This is a genomic window from Vreelandella subterranea (assembly GCF_900111305.1).
Taxonomy (GTDB): domain Bacteria; phylum Pseudomonadota; class Gammaproteobacteria; order Pseudomonadales; family Halomonadaceae; genus Vreelandella; species Vreelandella subterranea.
Window position 1 is genome coordinate 210,377 of the sequence record NZ_FOGS01000003.1, and the last position, 16,699, is coordinate 227,075.

Genomic DNA, 16,699 nt, shown 5'->3' on the forward strand with positions numbered 1-16,699 from the left:
CAAGACCACGGAGGCGGTTTTTGGCGCGAAGCGCCGCTCTGCCAGCTCAGCGCCAGGCGAAGAGGCCCGTCACGACTCGACTTTGGGCGGCTCGACTTCCAGCTTCTGCGCTGCAATCACGGCTTGCGTGCGCGAGTGTACGCCCAGTTTACGCAAAATGGCCGTCACGTGCGCCTTGATGGTCGCTTCGGACACGTTCAGCTCGTAGGCAATCTGCTTGTTCAGCAGACCTTCGGTAAGCATGTTGAGCACCCGGAACTGCTGGGGGGTCAGCGACGCAATCGCTTCGGCAAAACGCGACTCTTCCTCGCTGGTTTCTTCCAGCACGCCCGCCAATGCCTCGGGTAGCCACACCTCACCCTGCAAAATCTCGCTGACCGCTTCAGCGATCAGCTGCAGCGATGATGATTTGGGAATAAAGCCTGACGCGCCATAATCGATGGCACGGCGCACGACATAGGGCTCGTCGCTGCCCGAGACGACGGCCACCGGGATATCAGGCATTTGCCCACGCAGCTGGATAAGCCCCGAAAAACCATGGGCGCCCGGCATGTGCAGATCCAGCAGAATGAGGTCAGCATCCGGGTGTCGGTTGACCACCTCCATTGTCGCCTCCATGGTATCGGCTTCCACGATTTCTGCCTGCGGGGCCAGTTGGCGCAACGCCTGGGTGAGTGCTGCACGAAACAGCGGATGGTCGTCTGCGACGATAAACTTGTGGGCTACTGCCATGGATATTCCTCCGGTTCCTCAAGCAGCGGGGTTTGCTGCTGCCGCGACGCTGGGCACATACGGTTAAGGCATGGTACCCCATGGGCTAAGCCATGCCCAAGCGTCATATGCACAATTTGTAATGGATTCTTCATCACGCCGAACAAAGCAGTGCCGGCGCGATGGCCGGCACTGATCGTTCTGGCCCTTGGAAAACGGGCCAACACTCAGCCTGTTGTGTATCACCTGCCCCATCGTGGGAACGACGGGGCCAGCGAACAGGCTATTTATTAACGCGATGCTCGATCAATTCATCCACTACCGAAGGATCGGCCAGCGTACTGGTATCCCCCAAACCGTCGCATTCATTGGCGGCAATCTTGCGCAGTATACGGCGCATGATCTTGCCCGAGCGGGTTTTGGGTAGGCCCGGTGCCCACTGAATGACATCCGGTGAAGCAATGGGGCCGATATCCTTGCGTACCCACTGGGTCAGCTCTTTTTTCAACTCATCCGTCGGGTCGATCTCGTCGTTCAAGGTCACGTAAATGTAGATACCCTGACCCTTGATATCGTGAGGGAAGCCGACCACGGCGGCTTCGGCAACCGCGGAGTGGGCCACCAGCGACGATTCGATCTCGGCGGTCCCCATGCGGTGGCCCGACACGTTAAGGACGTCGTCAACCCGCCCGGTGATCCAGTAATAGCCGTCTTCGTCACGGCGACAGCCGTCACCGGTAAAGTACATGTTGTCGTAAGTGGAGAAATAGGTCTGCACGAAGCGATCGTGGTCGCCCCAGATTGACCGCGCCTGCCCCGGCCAGGCATCCAGAATCACCAGATTGCCTTCGGTGGCGCCTTCAAGCAGGTTGCCTTCGTTGTCCACCAGCGCGGGTTGAACGCCAAAGAACGGCTTGGTCGCCGAGCCGGGCTTGAGCGGTGTGGCACCGGGCAGTGGCGAGATCATGATGCCGCCGGTCTCGGTCTGCCACCAGGTATCCACGATCGGGCACTTTTCGTTACCGATGACGCGGTAGAACCATTCCCAGGCTTCGGGGTTGATGGGCTCGCCCACCGAGCCCAGCAGGCGCAGCGAATCGCGCTTGCTTGAGTCCATGACGTTGTCGCCGTGGGCCATCAAGGCGCGCACCGCGGTCGGTGCGGTGTACAGGATATTGACGTTATGCTTGTCGACGATGTCGCCCAAACGGCCATGGGTCGGGTAGCTGGGCACGCCCTCGAACATCAGGGTGGTAGCGCCGTTGGCCAGCGGGCCATAGACAATATAGCTGTGGCCGGTAACCCAGCCCACATCGGCGGTGCACCAATAGACCTCACCTTCATGATAGTCGAACACGTACTGGTGAGTCATCGCCGCAAAGGTCAGGTACCCGCCGGTGGTGTGCTTGAGCCCTTTGGGCGCGCCGGTGGAACCCGAGGTGTAAAGAATGAACAGCGGGTCTTCCGCGCCCATCGCTTCGGGCTCGCATTCGGTGGACTGCTTGTCGACCAGGTCGCTAAACCACAGGTCGCGGCCTTCTTTCCATTCGATCTCGCCGCCGGTGCGCTTGACCACCAGTACATTCTGGCAGACATTGGTTCCTTCCCGAGTCAGGGCGGCGTCGACGTTGTCTTTCAGCGGTACCTGCTTGCCACCGCGCACCGATTCATCGGCGGTAATCACCAGCTTGGAATCGGCCCCGATAACCCGCTGTGCCACCGCGTCGGGGGAGAAACCGCCAAACACGACCGAGTGCACCGCACCAATGCGCGCACAGGCGAGCATGGCCATGGCGGCTTCAGGAATCATCGGCATATACAGGGTGACCGTGTCGCCTTTACCGACCCCCAATTCCTTCAGGCCGTTGGCCAGCTGGTTGGTGCGTTCGTAAAGCTCACGATAGCTGATGTGCTTGGACTCGCTGGGATCGTCGCCTTCCCAGATGATCGCGGTCTGATCACCACGTTTTTCGAGGTGTCGGTCCAGGCAGTTGGCGGCGACGTTCAACTGGCCGTCTTCAAACCAGCGAATATCGACATTGTCACGCGCGAAGGAAGTGCTCTTGATCTTGGTCGGCGCCTTGATCCAGTCAAGCCGCTTGGCCTGTTCAGCCCAAAAGCCTTCCGGATCGTCTACCGACTGCTGGTACATAGCCTGGTAGGTGGCTTCGTCAGCCCACGCGTTGGCGGCGATATCTTCGCGCACCGGATAGACGTTCTGCTGTTCGCTCATGAAATTGCCTCTGTCCGTGGAAATGCACTCTCTAAAGGAATGTAGCCGATATTATTTTTAACGTTACCGGCACCACCTATTTGTCACCCTAGCATAAACCTCTCGGCCCGGCCTTCCCTTTAGACATTGGTATTAACGTTTTTGGCATTAATTACAATAACTTATAGCAAAGAATCCAGGCGTCATCCAGCACAGTAGACCAAGGTCTCAGCACAATGACGACAGCGATAGCGACGACCTTTTACGACCAAAGCATGACGCCGAGGCGTCAACTGGTGGTCTCGACAACCGCACCGGTAGCGATAGGGAGCTGGCTGCGCCCGTGCCACGTTAAAGCGATGTGTCACCTTGGGTTTCAGGCCGAACAGGTCGCGCATCACGGTTTTCCATTCGCGTCCGTGGGGTTTCAAGCGGGTGCCATCGGCGAGGTGAAACACCAGCCAGTGGGCCATTTCATGCGGGATAACCTCGTCGAAAAACGCGCCTCGGTTTTCATCCAGCAGCACAGGATTGAACCTTAATCCGCCGCGGCCAAGGTGCGCCTGACCGGCGGAAGCACCGCGCAGGTCAAACCATACCCCAGGACGCGGTAGCTCTGGATAGACCTCGCGGCAACGTTGCCAAGCGTGCTCGACGCGCTCGCGGGCAGCCTGGTGCAATGCCTCTGTCGTCAGGGCCGCAAGGGTTGCATCGGGCCAAGGGGGGAGTGGCGTGGTCGTCATTAGTGATAAACTAGCCGTCATTGTGTCATTTTGACTGTTTGTTTCCGCTGCTCATTGATGAGGCCCCTTATGCCAGCGCGTCCCCATCCGCCCGAAGAGGCGACTCCGCCGCAGCCGCTGCTTGACGATGAACAACTCGACAGGCTGGACGATTTTCTCGCGTCGGACCAGGTCGACGAAGATGCTCTGGACCTGATTTCGGCGCACGGATTTCTCGTTGCGCTGGCCGTCGGCCCCAGCGAAGTGCCGCCTGCCCAGTGGATCGCCGAGCTGTTCCATGGCGAACCCCGTTATGCCGACGAGGCGCAGCGCGACGACATTATCCACCTGCTCACGCTGCTACGCGATAATGCCATGGCGGTTCTAGAGCAGGGTGGCTTGCCTGAACTGCCCTTCGAACTGACCCTTGGCGGCATACCCGCCGAAGAGACGCCCATCGGCGATTGGTGCGCCGGGTTCATGGAAGGCGTGTTCTGCGATGAGAGTGCCTGGTTCCAGGATGACGAGGAAACCGCGGCCACCCTACTGCTGCCTTTCATGCTGCTGTCGGGGCTGTTTGACGACGAGCCCGATATGGCCGAAATGGCGGGCGACCTTGAGCACCAGGAAGCGCTGGTGACCCAGTTACCGGAGCTGGTGCTCGACCTTTATCTACACTACCGCGTGCCACCGGAAACCACCAAGCCCAAGCCGCGCCGAAAAACGCCCGCCAAGGGCAAACAGCGCCGCTAAGTTACTTGAGCCGGGTCGCCAAGGCATCCAGCAGCCCATAGAGCCACTCCTTGGCGCGCTGCTTCCAGGGCCGCGCCGCCCAGGCTACGGGGTCCACCTCCTCGCTGGCGGCGAAGTGGCCCTCGAAGAGCTCGCGTACTTGTTGTGCCAGGCCCGGGTCATCCACCTCCTGGTTCGCTTCGAGATTCCAGTGCAGATTCCAATGGTCGAAGTTGCACGACCCGATACTGACCCACTCGTCAGCCAGCACAAACTTAGCGTGGATAAACGTCGGCTGAAATTCATAGATGCGTACCCCGGCCTTGAGCATCGCCTGATAAAAGCGCTGCCCGGCATAACGCACGCCAGGGTGGTCATGTTTGGCGCCCGGCAATAACAGTCGCACGTCGACACCGCGCCTGGCGGCGCGCACCAGACGTCGACGCAGGGGAAAGGTGGGTACGAAATAGGGCGTGCACAGCCACAGCTGTTGCTTTGCCTGTCTTACCCGTTGATACAGCGAATAACGAATGGCCTGGTAGCGATAGCCCCTCGCCGACATCACGCGTCCACGCACACCGTCGGCAAAACATGGCGGCGTGCGCTGGACGGGCAATGGCTGGCTGCTCGCCTGCGCCTGGTCAGGGCGCGTCAGTCGCGACCGCCACAACCGCCTGAACAGGTTTTCCCAGTCAGCCACCACCTGGCCTTCAACCCGCACCGCAATTTCATACCAGGCATCAAGGAACTCGTCGACCGCGCCAAAGCCACCGGTGAACGCCAGCTCTCCATCGACCACCACGATCTTGCGATGGTCGCGGCTCAAGTTGCGCGCCAGGGAGTGAAAGCCCAGCGGGTTAAAAAAGCGCAGTTGAACACCCGCGTTGATCAAGCGACGCCGGTCCTGGCTCGACAAGCCCATCGAGCCAAACCCGTCCAGCAGCAGACACACCGTTACCCCGCGATTGACCGCCTGGACGAGCGCCTCGATAACCCGGTCGGCCAATCTGCCTGACGCCATCAAATAGAGCTCTACCAGCACATAGTGCTGGGCATGATGAATGGCATCGAGCATTGCAGGTAGAAACCGCGACGCCTCAGGAAGCAGGGTAAAGCGATTGCCTTCGCGCCAGATCGACGACATTCCCCCTCCTTGGTAAGCGTTAGCGCGTCAGGGCGCGGTGGACATACATATCGTAGCGACTGGTTTTGCCTTCCAGGGTGTGCTGGGGTGCAGGCCCGGCAATCGGCGGTGCCTTGCGCGGTCGTTTGACCACCACGCGATGGGTGGCCACATCCAAAGCCGCTTCCAGCAGGCGGGGGGCATCGTCGTCGTCACCGGCCAGCTCGCGAAACAGGCGCATCTCTTTTTTGACCAGCGCAGACTTTTCCCGGTGGGGAAACATGGGGTCAAGATGGACCACCTCAGGATCAAAGGCAGCGTCAGCTACCAGCGCGGCCAGTGCCTCAGCGGCATCCCCGTGGCGCAACGTCATACGCGAAGCGATGGGCGCGGTGTCGGCAATGTTGGCTGCACGGGACAAGCCATCGTCAAGCAGGGCCGCAATCGCCGGGACGCGCTCGATCAGCAATACCGTCGCGCCCAGGCTTGCCAATACAAAGGCATCGCGGCCCAGGCCGGCCGTGGCATCGACCACGTGCGGGTTGAGCCCCTTGTTCAGGCCGCAGGCCTTGGCCACCAACTGACCACGCCCGCCGCCAAATTGGCGCCGATGGGCAGCCCGCCCGGCCGCAAAATCAACACTGAGCGGCTTACCGAACTGCCGCTCATTGCCGGTTAACACCAGTTGCCCATCGCGATAGACAAGCGTTAACCCGGCTGGCAACTGGCCGACATCGGGCAGCGTCATGCCGGCTTTTTCCACGCCACCTGGTTGCGCAGATAGACCGGCTGCACCGCGTGGGCTGGCTGCCCCAACCCGTCAGCGAAGTCCCGGGCGGCCAGCCAGGCCATTTCCTCGGCACGCGGCTCAAGGTCGGTCAGATGGTGCGTCATTGCCGCCTGAAACGGGGTGTTGAACTGCTCCCAAAGCGTAAAACCGCTCCCGACGCCAACCCAGTCGGTTTCTTCGTCGGGCAGTTGCACCGCTTCGGGCGTGAGGACGGCCTCGTCGCCTTGACGGCGCACGCTGTCATGCAAGCAGTGCCACGTCGCCACATAGACCTCCCCCATGCGGGCATCCAGCGCAGTCACGACATGGCGCAGGTGATAGCGACGATGGGCCTGGAGTGCCAGCGCTTCAAGCGTGGAGATACCCAGTAACGGCCGATCCAGCCCAAATGCCAGGCCCTGCGCTGCCCCCGCAGCGATACGCAGCCCGGTAAACGAACCGGGGCCGCGGCCGTAGGCAACCGCATCCAGTTGGCCTGACGTAACCTGGGCGTCGCCCAAGACCTCATCGACCATCGGCAACAGCCGCCGGGTATGCGCACGCGGTGTCATTTCAAAGCGCGCGACGCACTCGCTGTGGCCGGCGTCCTGGCGCAGCAAGGCAGCGGAGCAGGCGCTTGAAGAGGCATCGAGGGCGAGAAGGTATTGCGACATAGCGATTCAGCACTCGTGAAAAGTAGACGGGCATTATACCTTTGCCTTGCCCATACGACGATGGCCCGCACTGGGCGGGCCATCACGAATTGGCTAGTGCTTGCCCGGAAGCCTTAACTCAACGCTTCGGTGACCTGACGGGTAATATCATCCACGCTGCCAACCCCTTCAACGCGGTGGTATTGCGGTGCCGCCTCGGGATCTTCTTTAGCCCACTGCTGGTAATAATCGACCAGCGGCGCCGTTTGATCATGATAGACCGCGAGCCGATTACGTACAGTGGACTCCTGGTCGTCCTCGCGCTGAATCAGCGCCTCGCCGGTCACGTCATCCTTGCCCGGTTCTTTGGGCGGATTGTGCTCCATATGATAGACCCGCCCTGACTCAGGGTGAACCCGCCGACCTGCCAGACGATTAACAATCTCCTCGTCGGGAACGGCAATTTCCAGCACGTGATCGAGCTTGACACCGCCTTCTTTCATGGCGTCCGCCTGGGGAATGGTGCGTGGGAAGCCGTCGAACAGAAAGCCATTTGCGCAGTCGGGCTGGCTGATACGCTCTTTGACCAGGTCGATGATGATGTCGTCGGACACCAGGCCGCCGCTGTTCATGATCTCTTTGACCTTGAGGCCCAGCTCGCTGCCATCCTTGATCGCCGCGCGTAACATGTCGCCGGTGGAAATCTGGGGAATGTTATAACGCTCGCAGATAAACTGAGCTTGAGTCCCCTTCCCCGCACCGGGGGCACCCAACAGGATTAAACGCATGGCTCTGCTCCTTGAATAATAGAAATGCAATAAATCAATCAGCCGACAATAACCGTGCCTCTCAGGCGACACAACTACCCAAAAGCCTGAAAGCACGGTTATGAAGGCATTTTTTTAAATAAAATCAGCCAAGTGACGCCCAACCTGTACTTTGGTCGCCCTTGTGTTCAAAAAACGGCGGCTCAAACACAAGCGGCGCCCTACCGGACGCCGCTCACAAGACCTTCCATTGCCACTTACAGCAGCAAACGACGGATATCGGTCAGCACATCCGCAAGGAAGGCGGTGAAGCGCGCTGCATCCGCACCGTTGATTGCCCGGTGGTCGTAGGACAGCGATAGCGGCATCATCAGCCGCGGCTGGAAGGCACTGCCATCCCATACCGGCTTCATCTGGGACTTGGAAACGCCCAGAATGGCCACTTCCGGTGCATTGACGATAGGCGTGAACGCAGTACCGCCAATCGAGCCCAGGCTCGAAATGGTAAAGCAGCCGCCGGTCATCTCGTCGCGTTTGAGCTTTTTGGACTGCGCCTTCTTGCCAAGCTCGGCCATTTCCTTGGCAATCTCGATCAGGGATTTCTGGTCGGCATTACGTACCACCGGCACCATCAAGCCTTCTGGCGTGTCCACCGCAATGCCGATATGCACGTAGTGCTTCCATACCAGCGTTTCACCGTCACCTTTCAGGCTGACGTTGAACTGCGGGAACTTGCGCAGTGCAAAGGCACAGGCCTTGACCATGAACGGTAGCGGCGTCAGCTTGGCGCCCTGGGCCTCGGCTTCGGCCTTCATCGACTTGCGGAAGTCTTCAAGCTCGGTGATATCCGCTTCGTCGAACTGGGTAACGTGGGGAACATTGAGCCAGCTGCGATGCAGATTGGTCGCGCCCATCTTGAGCAGGCGTCCCATCGGCTTTTCTTCGACCTCGCCAAACTGGCTGAAGTCGACCTCCGGCACCGGCGGAATACCTGCGCCACCGGTGGCCGCCGGGGCTGCACCCGCCTGTGCTTTGCCCTGGTTGGCAATCGCCTGCTTCACATAGGCCTGAACGTCTTCCTTCAGCACGCGGTCTTTCGGGCCACTGGGCTTGACCAGGGCCAGGTCGACGCCCAGTTCCCGCGCCAGCATACGCACGGCGGGACCAGCATGGACCAGCTTGCCGTCACGCGGCTTGTGCGATGCCATCTGCGCTTCGGGGCTGGGGGTGCCAGCAGGCGACTCGGCAGGCTTGGTGCTGGACGGGCTGGCGCTCTGTGGCTGGGCTTTTTCGGGTGCGGCTTTTTTCGGGGCTGCCTGCTTGGCACCCGCGACTTCGATATAGCCGATCACATCGCCTTCGGAGACCGTGTCGCCCTCTTTGACGGTCAGCTCGAGGAGCTTGCCCTTGTAGGGGCTGGGGACATCCATCGACGCCTTGTCGGACTCCAGGGTGATCAGCGGGTCTTCTTCGTCGACCTCGTCACCGGCCGCTACGCCAATTTCAATGATCGGAACATCGGAGGAACCGGACAGGTCGGGCACACGAATCTCTTTGCGCTCCGGTTCACCGCTGGCAGCTTCGTCTGGCGCATCATCCTGCTCAGCCGCCGCCTGGGGTTCGCTGCTGGCCTGGCTGGATGCCTGTTCGTCTGCCGTGTCTTCGGTGTCGCCGCCTTCACCGGCGATTTCCATTTGCCCGATGACATCGCCTTCCGAGACCGTGTCGCCTTCTTTGACGCTGAACGACACGATTTTACCGGCATGAGGACTCGGCACATCCATGGAGGCCTTATCGGACTCCAAGGTGATCAAGGTGTCTTCGGCGTCAACCTCATCGCCTTCGCCCACTGCGACCTCGATGATTTCGACGTTATCCGAGCCCCCCAGATCGGGCACTTTGATGTCCACGGTCTGCTTGCCACCAGACACCTTTTTGGCGGCAGGCTTCGAGGGTTCCGGCTCGGACGCTTGGGCGGGGGCGTCATCCTGCTGGCTGCCAGATGACTCAGCGGGGGACTCGTCGCTTTCCCCCCCGGCGTCGCCACCACCTTCGACTTCCAGCTCGACGATATCGTCACCTTCAGAGACGCTATCGCCCTCTTTGACCAGCACTTTGATGACCTTGCCCCCTTTCGGAGCCGGTACGTCCATGCTGGCTTTATCGGATTCGAGCGTGATCAGGGTGTCTTCTGCTTCAATGACATCGCCTTCCGACACCGCAATCTCGATGATTTCGACATCGGTATCGCCACCGATATCGGGAACTTTGATGATTTCGCTACTCAAGGTCGCGCTCCTTTAAAATCGGATCGAGCCGGCGGGCACTTGCCCGCCGGGCAGCGGATCAGCTGGTCAGCGGGTTCGGCTTGTTGACATCGATGCCGTACTTCTTCAGGGCGTCACCGACAAGCTTGCGATCGATTTCACCACGGTCTGCCAGTGCACGCAGCGCCGCGACGGTGACGAAATAACGGTCCACCTCGAAGAAGTAACGCAGCTTCTCGCGGGTATCGGAACGACCAAAGCCGTCGGTACCCAGCACGGTGTAATCGTTCGGCACCCAGGCACGTACCTGATCGGCGTATAGCTTCATGTAGTCGGTAGACGCGATCACCGGCCCTTCACGGCCTTCCAGACACTTGGTGACGTGAGGCTTGTTGGCCTCGGCATCAGGGCTCAGGAAGGCTTCACGGTCCAGCAGCAGCGCTTCACGACGCAGCTCATTGAAGCTGGTCACGCTCCAGATATCAGCGCCGATCCCCCAGTCACTTTCGAGCAGCGTGGCCGCTTCTTCGACTTCGCGCAGGATCGTCCCCGAGCCCAGCAGCTGTACGCGGCCTTTTTTGCCCTTGGTTTCGCGCAGCAGGTACATGCCCTTGACGATATCGTCGACCGGCACGGTTTCAAGCTCAGGATGCTCGTAGTTCTCGTTCATGACCGTCAGGTAATAGAAGCAGTTCTCCTTGTCGGCGAACATGCGCTTCATACCGTCCTGCAGAATAACGGCCACTTCGTGGGCATAGGTGGGGTCGTAGCTTCTGCAGTTGGGAATGGTCGATGCCTGAATCAGGCTGTGGCCATCCTGGTGCTGCAAACCTTCACCGTTGAGCGTAGTACGGCCTGCGGTACCGCCGACCATGAAGCCGCGCGCCTGGAGGTCGCCTGCCGCCCAGGCCAGATCGCCGATACGCTGGAAGCCGAACATCGAGTAATAGACGTAAAACGGCAGCAGCGTGACGTTGTTATTACTGTAGGAGGTCGCCGCCGCAATCCACGCCGACATCGCGCCTGCTTCGGAAATCCCCTCCTCGAGAATCTGGCCCTTCTGATCTTCACGGTAGAACATGATCTGGCCTTTATCGACCGGCTCATACTTCTGCCCTTCAGAGGTGTAGATCCCAAGCTGACGGAACATGCCTTCCATGCCGAAGGTACGCGCTTCGTCAGGAATAATCGGCACAACCTTCTTGCCAATTTTCTTGTCCTTGACCAGCCCGTTCAGTACCCGCACAAACGCCATGGTGGTGGACACTTCACGCCCTTTGGAACCGCCCATCTGGGAAGCAAAGGCCTTGTCTTCAAGGCTGGGGATTTCCAGGGCGTCGAAGTCACTGCGGCGCGCCGGTAGATAGCCACCCAGGCGCTCGCGCTGCAGGTGCAGGTACTTCAGCTCGGGGGAATCCTGCTCCGGCATGTAGTACGGCACGTCTTTGAGCTGCTCGTCGGTGAGCGGAATCCCGAAGCGGTCACGGAAGGTCTTGAGCGCCTCGTATTCCATGCTCTTGACCTGGTGGGCCTCATTGGCGGCTTCGCCATCGCCGCTACCCATGCCATAGCCCTTGACGGTATGCGCCAGTATGACCGTGGGCTTGCCGTTCGAGGTATTGACCGCTTCATGGTAGGCCGCATAGACCTTGAACGGGTCGTGGCCACCACGGTTGAGCTTCCAGATGTCCTCGTCAGAGAGGTCTTTGACCATCTCTTCGGTTTCCGGATACTTGCCGAAGAAGTGCTCGCGGGTATAGGCCCCGCCGTTGGCCTTGTAGTTCTGGTACTCGCCGTCGACCGCCTCGTCCATGCGCTTCTGCAGGACGCCTTTCTTGTCCTTCTCGAACAGCGGATCCCAGTGGCGACCCCAGACAACCTTGATGACGTTCCAGCCCGCGCCGCGGAACACGCCTTCGAACTCGTCCATCACGCGGGAGTTGCCGCGCACCGGACCGTCAAGGCGCTGCAGGTTGCAGTTGATGACAAAGATCAGGTTGTCGAGGTTTTCGCGCCCGGCAAGCGAGATCGCACCCAGGGACTCCGGCTCGTCGCACTCGCCGTCCCCCATGAAGCACCAGATCTTGCGGTCGTACATATCCTTCAATTCACGGTGATGCAGGTACTTCATCACGTGCGCCTGATAGATCGCCTGGATCGGGCCAAGGCCCATGGAGACCGTCGGGAACTGCCAGTAATCCGGCATCAGCCAGGGGTGGGGATAAGACGAGAGGCCATCGCCATCGACTTCCTGGCGGAAACGGTCCATCTGCTCTTCGGACAGGCGACCTTCCAGGTAGGAGCGCGCGTAGATGCCTGGCGCCACGTGGCCCTGAATGTAGATCAGGTCGCCTTCAAAGTCGCCCTGCGGGGCACGGAAGAAGTGGTTAAAGCCTACGTCATACAGCGTGGCTGACGACATGAAGCTGGCAATATGACCGCCCAGGCCGGGCTTGGCACGGTTGTTGCGAATCACCTGGGCAATGGCGTTGTAGCGGATCAGGGAGCGGATACGACGCTCCATGAACAGGTCGCCCGGCATCGGCGCTTCGCGGTGAACCGGAATCGTATTACGATGCGGGGTTGTCACCGAGAAGGGCACCCTCATGCCGTCCCGACGCAGGCGGTCCGCCAGGCGGGTCATCAGGTAGCGGGCACGATCTTCGCCCTCACGATCCAATACCGATTCCAGGGAATCAATCCATTCCGCGGTTTCGATCGGATCGAGATCTTCTCTTGTCTCCAGACTCATAGAGGTCTCTCCGAATGACGATAAATGACAATCAACCCCGCTAGCCCGTCGGGCCTGGGGCGGCTGTGGTGTGTCGCCACCACTGGCATGCTGATGATCGACGCCTGAGCGCCGTCGGTTTTTTCTTCTACATTCAACGAGCTACCTACATGGACATGTAGTAAAGCTACATAATTGTTGTAAAAGTTAGCCTTTTGTATATGCGAAGATACCGCAAAGTCGCTACGCTGCCAATTACAGTAACACCTAAAAGGCTATCGAAAACAAACTATTGCACCGCAACATAAGGCTTTGTTAAGGCACCTGACGGGGCGCTAAGGACATCCCCCGGTGTAGTCAAACTACCGTTTTAATTCCGGGGATCGTCGCGAGCTGAATCATCTTCCCGGTCCGTCAACAGTTGACGCCAGTAGGCCCAATCAAACGTTGGCCCGGGGTCGGTTTTACGCAGCGGCGCCACCCTTGCATGGCTGGTCACCCGCTCTGGGGTAAGCGCAGGATAACGGTCCCACAACCAGCGGGCAGCCTTGGCCAACGCCCTGTACTGGGCCTTGGTAAAAGGGTTCGTTTCATCGCCTTCCAGTTCAATCCCCACCGAAAAATCATTTAGCGCTTGCCGCCAGCGCCGTTGGCGCGGGTCCCACCACCGGGAACGCCCCGCGTGCCAGGCCCGCCGGTCGGTGTCGACAAACTGGACGCACTCGCCATCACGGCGAATCAACAGGTGAGCAGATACCCTTAAATGGGCAATGGTGGCGAAATAAGGGTGTGCCTCGGGGTCCAGCTGGTTGGTAAATAATGCCTCAATGGCCGCTCCCTTAAACTGGCCGGGCGGCAGGCTGATGGCATGAATCAGCAGCAGCGATACCTCGTCATCAGGGCGCTGATCCGCATTTGGCGACGCCACCTGACGTGCCCCCGGCCATCGGCCGGGAGAAAATTGTGGGTCAATCACGCGAAGGACTCCTCTACGTTGGCGCGCTCTTTCACTATAATGCCGGTCATCGACGTTAACGCCCAGAGAACTGATGCCATGCATTACCAAACCGCCCTTGCCGAAGAAATCCGATCCAGCGCTGCACGCCTGCTTGCCGAGGACGTGGGGCCTGGCGATATCACCGCCCAACTGATCCCGGACCACCAGCTGGCGACGGCGGAAGTCATCACCCGGGTCCCGGCCGTGCTGTGCGGCGTTGCCTTTGTCGACGACATTTTCCGCCGCCTGGACAGCCGCGTTGCACTTCACTGGCAGGCTGCCGATGGCGACCGACTGGAGGCCGGGCAATGTTTTCTCACCCTGGAGGGCCCTGCACGCAGCCTGCTGACTGGCGAACGCGCAGCGCTTAACGTGCTGCAAACCCTGTCCGCCACGGCGACAGCGACCCGCCACTATGTCGACCTTATCGCCGATACCGGCGTGCGCCTGCTGGACACCCGCAAGACACTGCCCGGCATGCGGCTGGCACAGAAATACGCCGTCATGTGCGGCGGCGGCCACAATCACCGCATTGGTTTGTGGGATGCGTTTCTGATCAAGGAAAACCACATCGCTGCCTGCGGCGGCATCCAGGCAGCCGTCGCCCAGGCGCGCAAGCTGGCTGCCGACTTGCCCGTTGAGGTGGAAGTCGAAAACTTTGCCGAGTTGGAGCAGGCGCTTGCTGCAAAAGCGGATGTCATCATGCTGGATAACTTCAGCCTGGATGAACTGCGCAGGGCCGTCGAACTGACAGCCGGTAGCGCCACACTTGAAGCATCGGGGAATGTCGATGACGGGACGTTGCGCGCGATCGCCGAGACGGGGGTCGACTGTATTTCCTGTGGCACCTTGACCAAGGACATCCAGGCCATTGACCTGTCGATGCGGGTCACCCGCCAGGCGGCCCGCTAACCGGGAGCGGTTAGGTCAGGTCTCGACGGCGATAAGTCGCTTCTGCAGCCGAAAACGCTGCAGAGGCTCACCGCCACGTTCGACCCACTGCTCGCCCAGATTTTGCCAGCCACGTCGCAGCAGCCGTTCGTAGAGCGTCAGGCTTGCTTCGATGTGGATACGGTCAACCCCCTGCTCCAACAGACATCGTTCGGCATGGATCAATAGGGTGGTGCCGATCCCGCGCCCGCTGAGCGATGGCCATACGTAGAGGGTCTCGACCCGGCCGGCGGGCACATCCAGTTCAATAAACCCCACGCAGCGCCCATCACAGCTGGCCACAAGCGTCGTGTAAAGCGCCTGGCGCGCTGACCAGGCGCTGGCCTCGCGGGGCAGGGCGCTCGCCCACGCGCGCCGCTGGGCCAGGGTGTAACGCGTCGCGGCCCCTTGCATCACGGCATGGTAGAACACCTCTGCCTGATCAGCGGCGTCTCGGGCGCGTGCCAAGCGGTAGGTGACGCGGGCCGTCGAGGGCTGTGCAGTCTGTTCATCTTTCATGTTTCACCCTGTGAGCGTATCGCTTTCTTTTTCAAGGCATGCTCAGCACCACTGTACTGACAACACGGCTGTTTTATACTCGACCCTCTGGTTTTTTCCCTTTGATAAGGCAGTGTGATGCATCATGCCCCACTCAGCGAATCCTTTTCGCTGACACCCATCGGCCATGTGGCGAGTGACTATGCCGATAAGTTTGGCGTCCCCCGCCAGCCCGGCCTCGCGCCTGACGCCAGCGCGGAGTTGATTCTTCACCCGCCCTACGACGACCCGTTGGCCGTGCGCGGGCTCGACGCCTTCAGCCATGTGTGGATCAGTTTTGTGTTCCACCAAAGCCCTGAACGCTGGTCGCCTCTCGTCAGGCCACCACGGTTAGGCGGCAACCGCAAAGTGGGCGTATTTGCCAGCCGCAGCACGCATCGCCCCAACCGGCTCGGCCTGTCGCTGGTCGAACTCCGTCGGATCGACACCCACAAGGGCGTGCGCCTGATACTGTCAGGCTGCGATCTGGTCAACGGCACGCCCGTGGTGGATATCAAACCCTACCTTCCCTGGGCTGAAGCCCACCCTCAGGCTCAAGCAGGTTTTGCCCCCGCCCCGCCCGAGCAGTTGACGGTTCAGTTCAGCGCCACAGCGCTGGATCAGCTGGCAAAGCGTGCTGACCGCGACTCGCTAAGGGCGCTGATCGAGCAGGTCATTGGCCAGGACCCACGCCCGGCCTACCAACACCGCCAACCCTCCGAACGGGTTTACGGCGTACGGCTGCGGGATGTGGACGTCAAGTTTTGTCCACGCCAGAACGGCGAAGCCACCACGCTGGAGGTGGTGGCTATCGACACGTTAGGCTGAACGTTAACGGGGAAAGGTAACCCCAAGGCGGCGGCCGACTTCCTCGTAGGCTTCAATCACGCCGCCAAGGCCCTGGCGAAAACGGTCCTTGTCAAGCTTCTCGCGGGTATTGGCGTCCCATAACCGGCATCCATCAGGGGAAAACTCATCACCCAGCACTACCTGTCCGTTGAATACGCCAAACTCGAGCTTGTAGTCCACCAGCAGCATGTCACCCTCGGCGAACAGCTGCTTGAGCACATGATTGACCTTGAAGGTGAGGGTTTTCATCTTGGCGAGCTGCTCAGGTGTCGCCCAGCCAAAGGTTTCCGCCAGGGACTCGTTGATCATCGGGTCGCCCTTGTCGTCGTTCTTCAAAAACAGCTCGAACGTCGGCGGGTTCAACGCGATACCTTCCTCAACGCCGAGGCGCTTGACCAGGCCACCCGCAGCGATATTGCGCACCACGCATTCCACCGGGATCATCTGCATCTTCTTGACCAGACTTTCCGTGTCAGAAAGCTGCTTTTCGAAATGCGTCGGAATGCCAGCGTCTTCCAGACGCTCCATGATGAAGGCGTTGAAGAGGTTATTCACCATCCCCTTACGTGCCAGCGACTCTTTCTTCTTGCCGTCAAAGGCGCTGGTGTCATCACGAAACTCGAGTACCAGCAGATCCGGATCATCGGTGGTGTAGACAGATTTTGCCTTACCGGCATAGAGTTCTTGGCGCTTTTCCAT

At 60.1% G+C, this 16,699-nt stretch carries 15 protein-coding genes; 3 read left to right on the plus strand and 12 right to left on the minus strand.

Features of this window, described 5'->3' with window-relative positions; translation table 11 throughout:
• Nucleotides 1-69: 69 nt before the first annotated feature.
• The 3 genes from BMX75_RS06530 to BMX75_RS06540 form a co-directional block, all read right to left on the minus strand.
• Nucleotides 70-732 (minus strand): response regulator, encoded by a 663-nt coding sequence (locus BMX75_RS06530; RefSeq protein WP_092826355.1) that lies wholly within the window; start codon nucleotides 730-732, stop codon nucleotides 70-72.
• Nucleotides 733-994: 262 nt separating this feature from the next.
• Nucleotides 995-2,944, minus strand: a complete 1,950-nt coding sequence (gene acs / locus BMX75_RS06535) for an acetate--CoA ligase (protein ID WP_092826357.1) — start codon at nucleotides 2,942-2,944, stop codon at nucleotides 995-997.
• A gap of 182 nt (nucleotides 2,945-3,126) precedes the next feature.
• The gene (locus BMX75_RS06540) at nucleotides 3,127-3,666 is read right to left on the minus strand and encodes a SprT family zinc-dependent metalloprotease (protein ID WP_092826360.1); all 540 of its coding nucleotides are present in this window, start codon (nucleotides 3,664-3,666) and stop codon (nucleotides 3,127-3,129) included.
• A gap of 69 nt (nucleotides 3,667-3,735) precedes the next feature.
• Between BMX75_RS06540 and BMX75_RS06545 the strand changes: the two genes are divergently transcribed.
• On the plus strand, nucleotides 3,736-4,398 hold the full coding sequence (locus tag BMX75_RS06545) for a YecA/YgfB family protein (protein WP_175474705.1): 663 nt from the start codon (nucleotides 3,736-3,738) through the stop codon (nucleotides 4,396-4,398).
• A gap of 1 nt (nucleotide 4,399) precedes the next feature.
• On the opposite strand, the gene BMX75_RS06550 is transcribed toward BMX75_RS06545, so the two are convergent.
• From BMX75_RS06550 to ampD, 7 genes are all read right to left on the minus strand, one after another.
• Nucleotides 4,400-5,521, minus strand: a complete 1,122-nt coding sequence (locus BMX75_RS06550; protein WP_092826364.1) for a phospholipase D-like domain-containing protein — start codon at nucleotides 5,519-5,521, stop codon at nucleotides 4,400-4,402.
• Between the two features lie 19 nt (nucleotides 5,522-5,540).
• Entirely contained in the window at nucleotides 5,541-6,248 is a 708-nt protein-coding gene (locus tag BMX75_RS06555; RefSeq protein ID WP_092826366.1) for a class I SAM-dependent methyltransferase, read from the minus strand.
• A complete protein-coding gene (gene tsaB, locus BMX75_RS06560) occupies nucleotides 6,245-6,943 on the minus strand; it encodes a tRNA (adenosine(37)-N6)-threonylcarbamoyltransferase complex dimerization subunit type 1 TsaB (protein ID WP_092826368.1) in 699 nt (232 codons plus the stop codon). Before tsaB ends, BMX75_RS06555 begins: the two co-directional genes overlap by 4 nt.
• Nucleotides 6,944-7,056: 113 nt before the next feature.
• Nucleotides 7,057-7,710, minus strand: a complete 654-nt coding sequence (adk, locus tag BMX75_RS06565; protein ID WP_092826370.1) for an adenylate kinase — start codon at nucleotides 7,708-7,710, stop codon at nucleotides 7,057-7,059.
• Nucleotides 7,711-7,946: 236 nt separating this feature from the next.
• A complete protein-coding gene (gene aceF, locus BMX75_RS06570; RefSeq protein WP_092826372.1) occupies nucleotides 7,947-9,977 on the minus strand; it encodes a dihydrolipoyllysine-residue acetyltransferase in 2,031 nt (676 codons plus the stop codon).
• 58 nt (nucleotides 9,978-10,035) lie between these two features.
• A complete protein-coding gene (gene aceE / locus BMX75_RS06575; protein ID WP_092826374.1) occupies nucleotides 10,036-12,708 on the minus strand; it encodes a pyruvate dehydrogenase (acetyl-transferring), homodimeric type in 2,673 nt (890 codons plus the stop codon).
• A gap of 349 nt (nucleotides 12,709-13,057) precedes the next feature.
• Nucleotides 13,058-13,660, minus strand: a complete 603-nt coding sequence (gene ampD, locus BMX75_RS06580) for a 1,6-anhydro-N-acetylmuramyl-L-alanine amidase AmpD (RefSeq protein WP_245748413.1) — start codon at nucleotides 13,658-13,660, stop codon at nucleotides 13,058-13,060.
• An 81-nt stretch (nucleotides 13,661-13,741) separates the two neighbouring features.
• On the opposite strand from ampD, the gene nadC reads away from it, so the two are divergent.
• Nucleotides 13,742-14,596 (plus strand): carboxylating nicotinate-nucleotide diphosphorylase, encoded by an 855-nt coding sequence (gene nadC / locus BMX75_RS06585; protein ID WP_092826378.1) that lies wholly within the window; start codon nucleotides 13,742-13,744, stop codon nucleotides 14,594-14,596.
• A 15-nt stretch (nucleotides 14,597-14,611) separates the two neighbouring features.
• Here nadC and BMX75_RS06590 read toward each other — a convergent pair whose 3' ends face one another.
• Complete coding sequence (locus BMX75_RS06590; protein WP_092826380.1) at nucleotides 14,612-15,133, minus strand: GNAT family N-acetyltransferase; 522 nt, start codon at nucleotides 15,131-15,133, stop codon at nucleotides 14,612-14,614.
• Between the two features lie 117 nt (nucleotides 15,134-15,250).
• Between BMX75_RS06590 and tsaA the strand changes: the two genes are divergently transcribed.
• Nucleotides 15,251-15,979 (plus strand): tRNA (N6-threonylcarbamoyladenosine(37)-N6)-methyltransferase TrmO, encoded by a 729-nt coding sequence (gene tsaA, locus BMX75_RS06595; protein ID WP_092826382.1) that lies wholly within the window; start codon nucleotides 15,251-15,253, stop codon nucleotides 15,977-15,979.
• 3 nt (nucleotides 15,980-15,982) lie between these two features.
• Here the strand turns inward: tsaA and purC are convergent, their stop codons facing one another.
• Nucleotides 15,983-16,699 carry a phosphoribosylaminoimidazolesuccinocarboxamide synthase gene (gene purC / locus BMX75_RS06600; RefSeq protein ID WP_092826384.1) on the minus strand — a complete coding sequence of 239 codons (717 nt, stop codon included), beginning with the start codon at nucleotides 16,697-16,699 and terminating at the stop codon, nucleotides 15,983-15,985.

Excerpts from the sequence above, each read along its gene's own strand:
- BMX75_RS06540 (WP_092826360.1), bottom strand. The coding sequence starts at position 3,666 with ATGACGACCACGCCACTCCCCCCTTGGCCCGATGCAACCCTTGCGGCC.
- tsaB (WP_092826368.1), bottom strand. The coding sequence starts at position 6,943 with ATGTCGCAATACCTTCTCGCCCTCGATGCCTCTTCAAGCGCCTGCTCC.
- BMX75_RS06550 (WP_092826364.1), bottom strand. The coding sequence starts at position 5,521 with ATGTCGTCGATCTGGCGCGAAGGCAATCGCTTTACCCTGCTTCCTGAG.
- aceE (WP_092826374.1), bottom strand. The coding sequence starts at position 12,708 with ATGAGTCTGGAGACAAGAGAAGATCTCGATCCGATCGAAACCGCGGAA.
- BMX75_RS06555 (WP_092826366.1), bottom strand. The coding sequence starts at position 6,248 with ATGACGCTGCCCGATGTCGGCCAGTTGCCAGCCGGGTTAACGCTTGTC.
- adk (WP_092826370.1), bottom strand. The coding sequence starts at position 7,710 with ATGCGTTTAATCCTGTTGGGTGCCCCCGGTGCGGGGAAGGGGACTCAA.
- BMX75_RS06590 (WP_092826380.1), bottom strand. The coding sequence starts at position 15,133 with ATGAAAGATGAACAGACTGCACAGCCCTCGACGGCCCGCGTCACCTAC.
- tsaA (WP_092826382.1), top strand. The coding sequence starts at position 15,251 with ATGCATCATGCCCCACTCAGCGAATCCTTTTCGCTGACACCCATCGGC.
- nadC (WP_092826378.1), top strand. The coding sequence starts at position 13,742 with ATGCATTACCAAACCGCCCTTGCCGAAGAAATCCGATCCAGCGCTGCA.
- BMX75_RS06530 (WP_092826355.1), bottom strand. The coding sequence starts at position 732 with ATGGCAGTAGCCCACAAGTTTATCGTCGCAGACGACCATCCGCTGTTT.
- acs (WP_092826357.1), bottom strand. The coding sequence starts at position 2,944 with ATGAGCGAACAGCAGAACGTCTATCCGGTGCGCGAAGATATCGCCGCC.
- BMX75_RS06545 (WP_175474705.1), top strand. The coding sequence starts at position 3,736 with ATGCCAGCGCGTCCCCATCCGCCCGAAGAGGCGACTCCGCCGCAGCCG.
- purC (WP_092826384.1), bottom strand. The coding sequence starts at position 16,699 with ATGGAAAAGCGCCAAGAACTCTATGCCGGTAAGGCAAAATCTGTCTAC.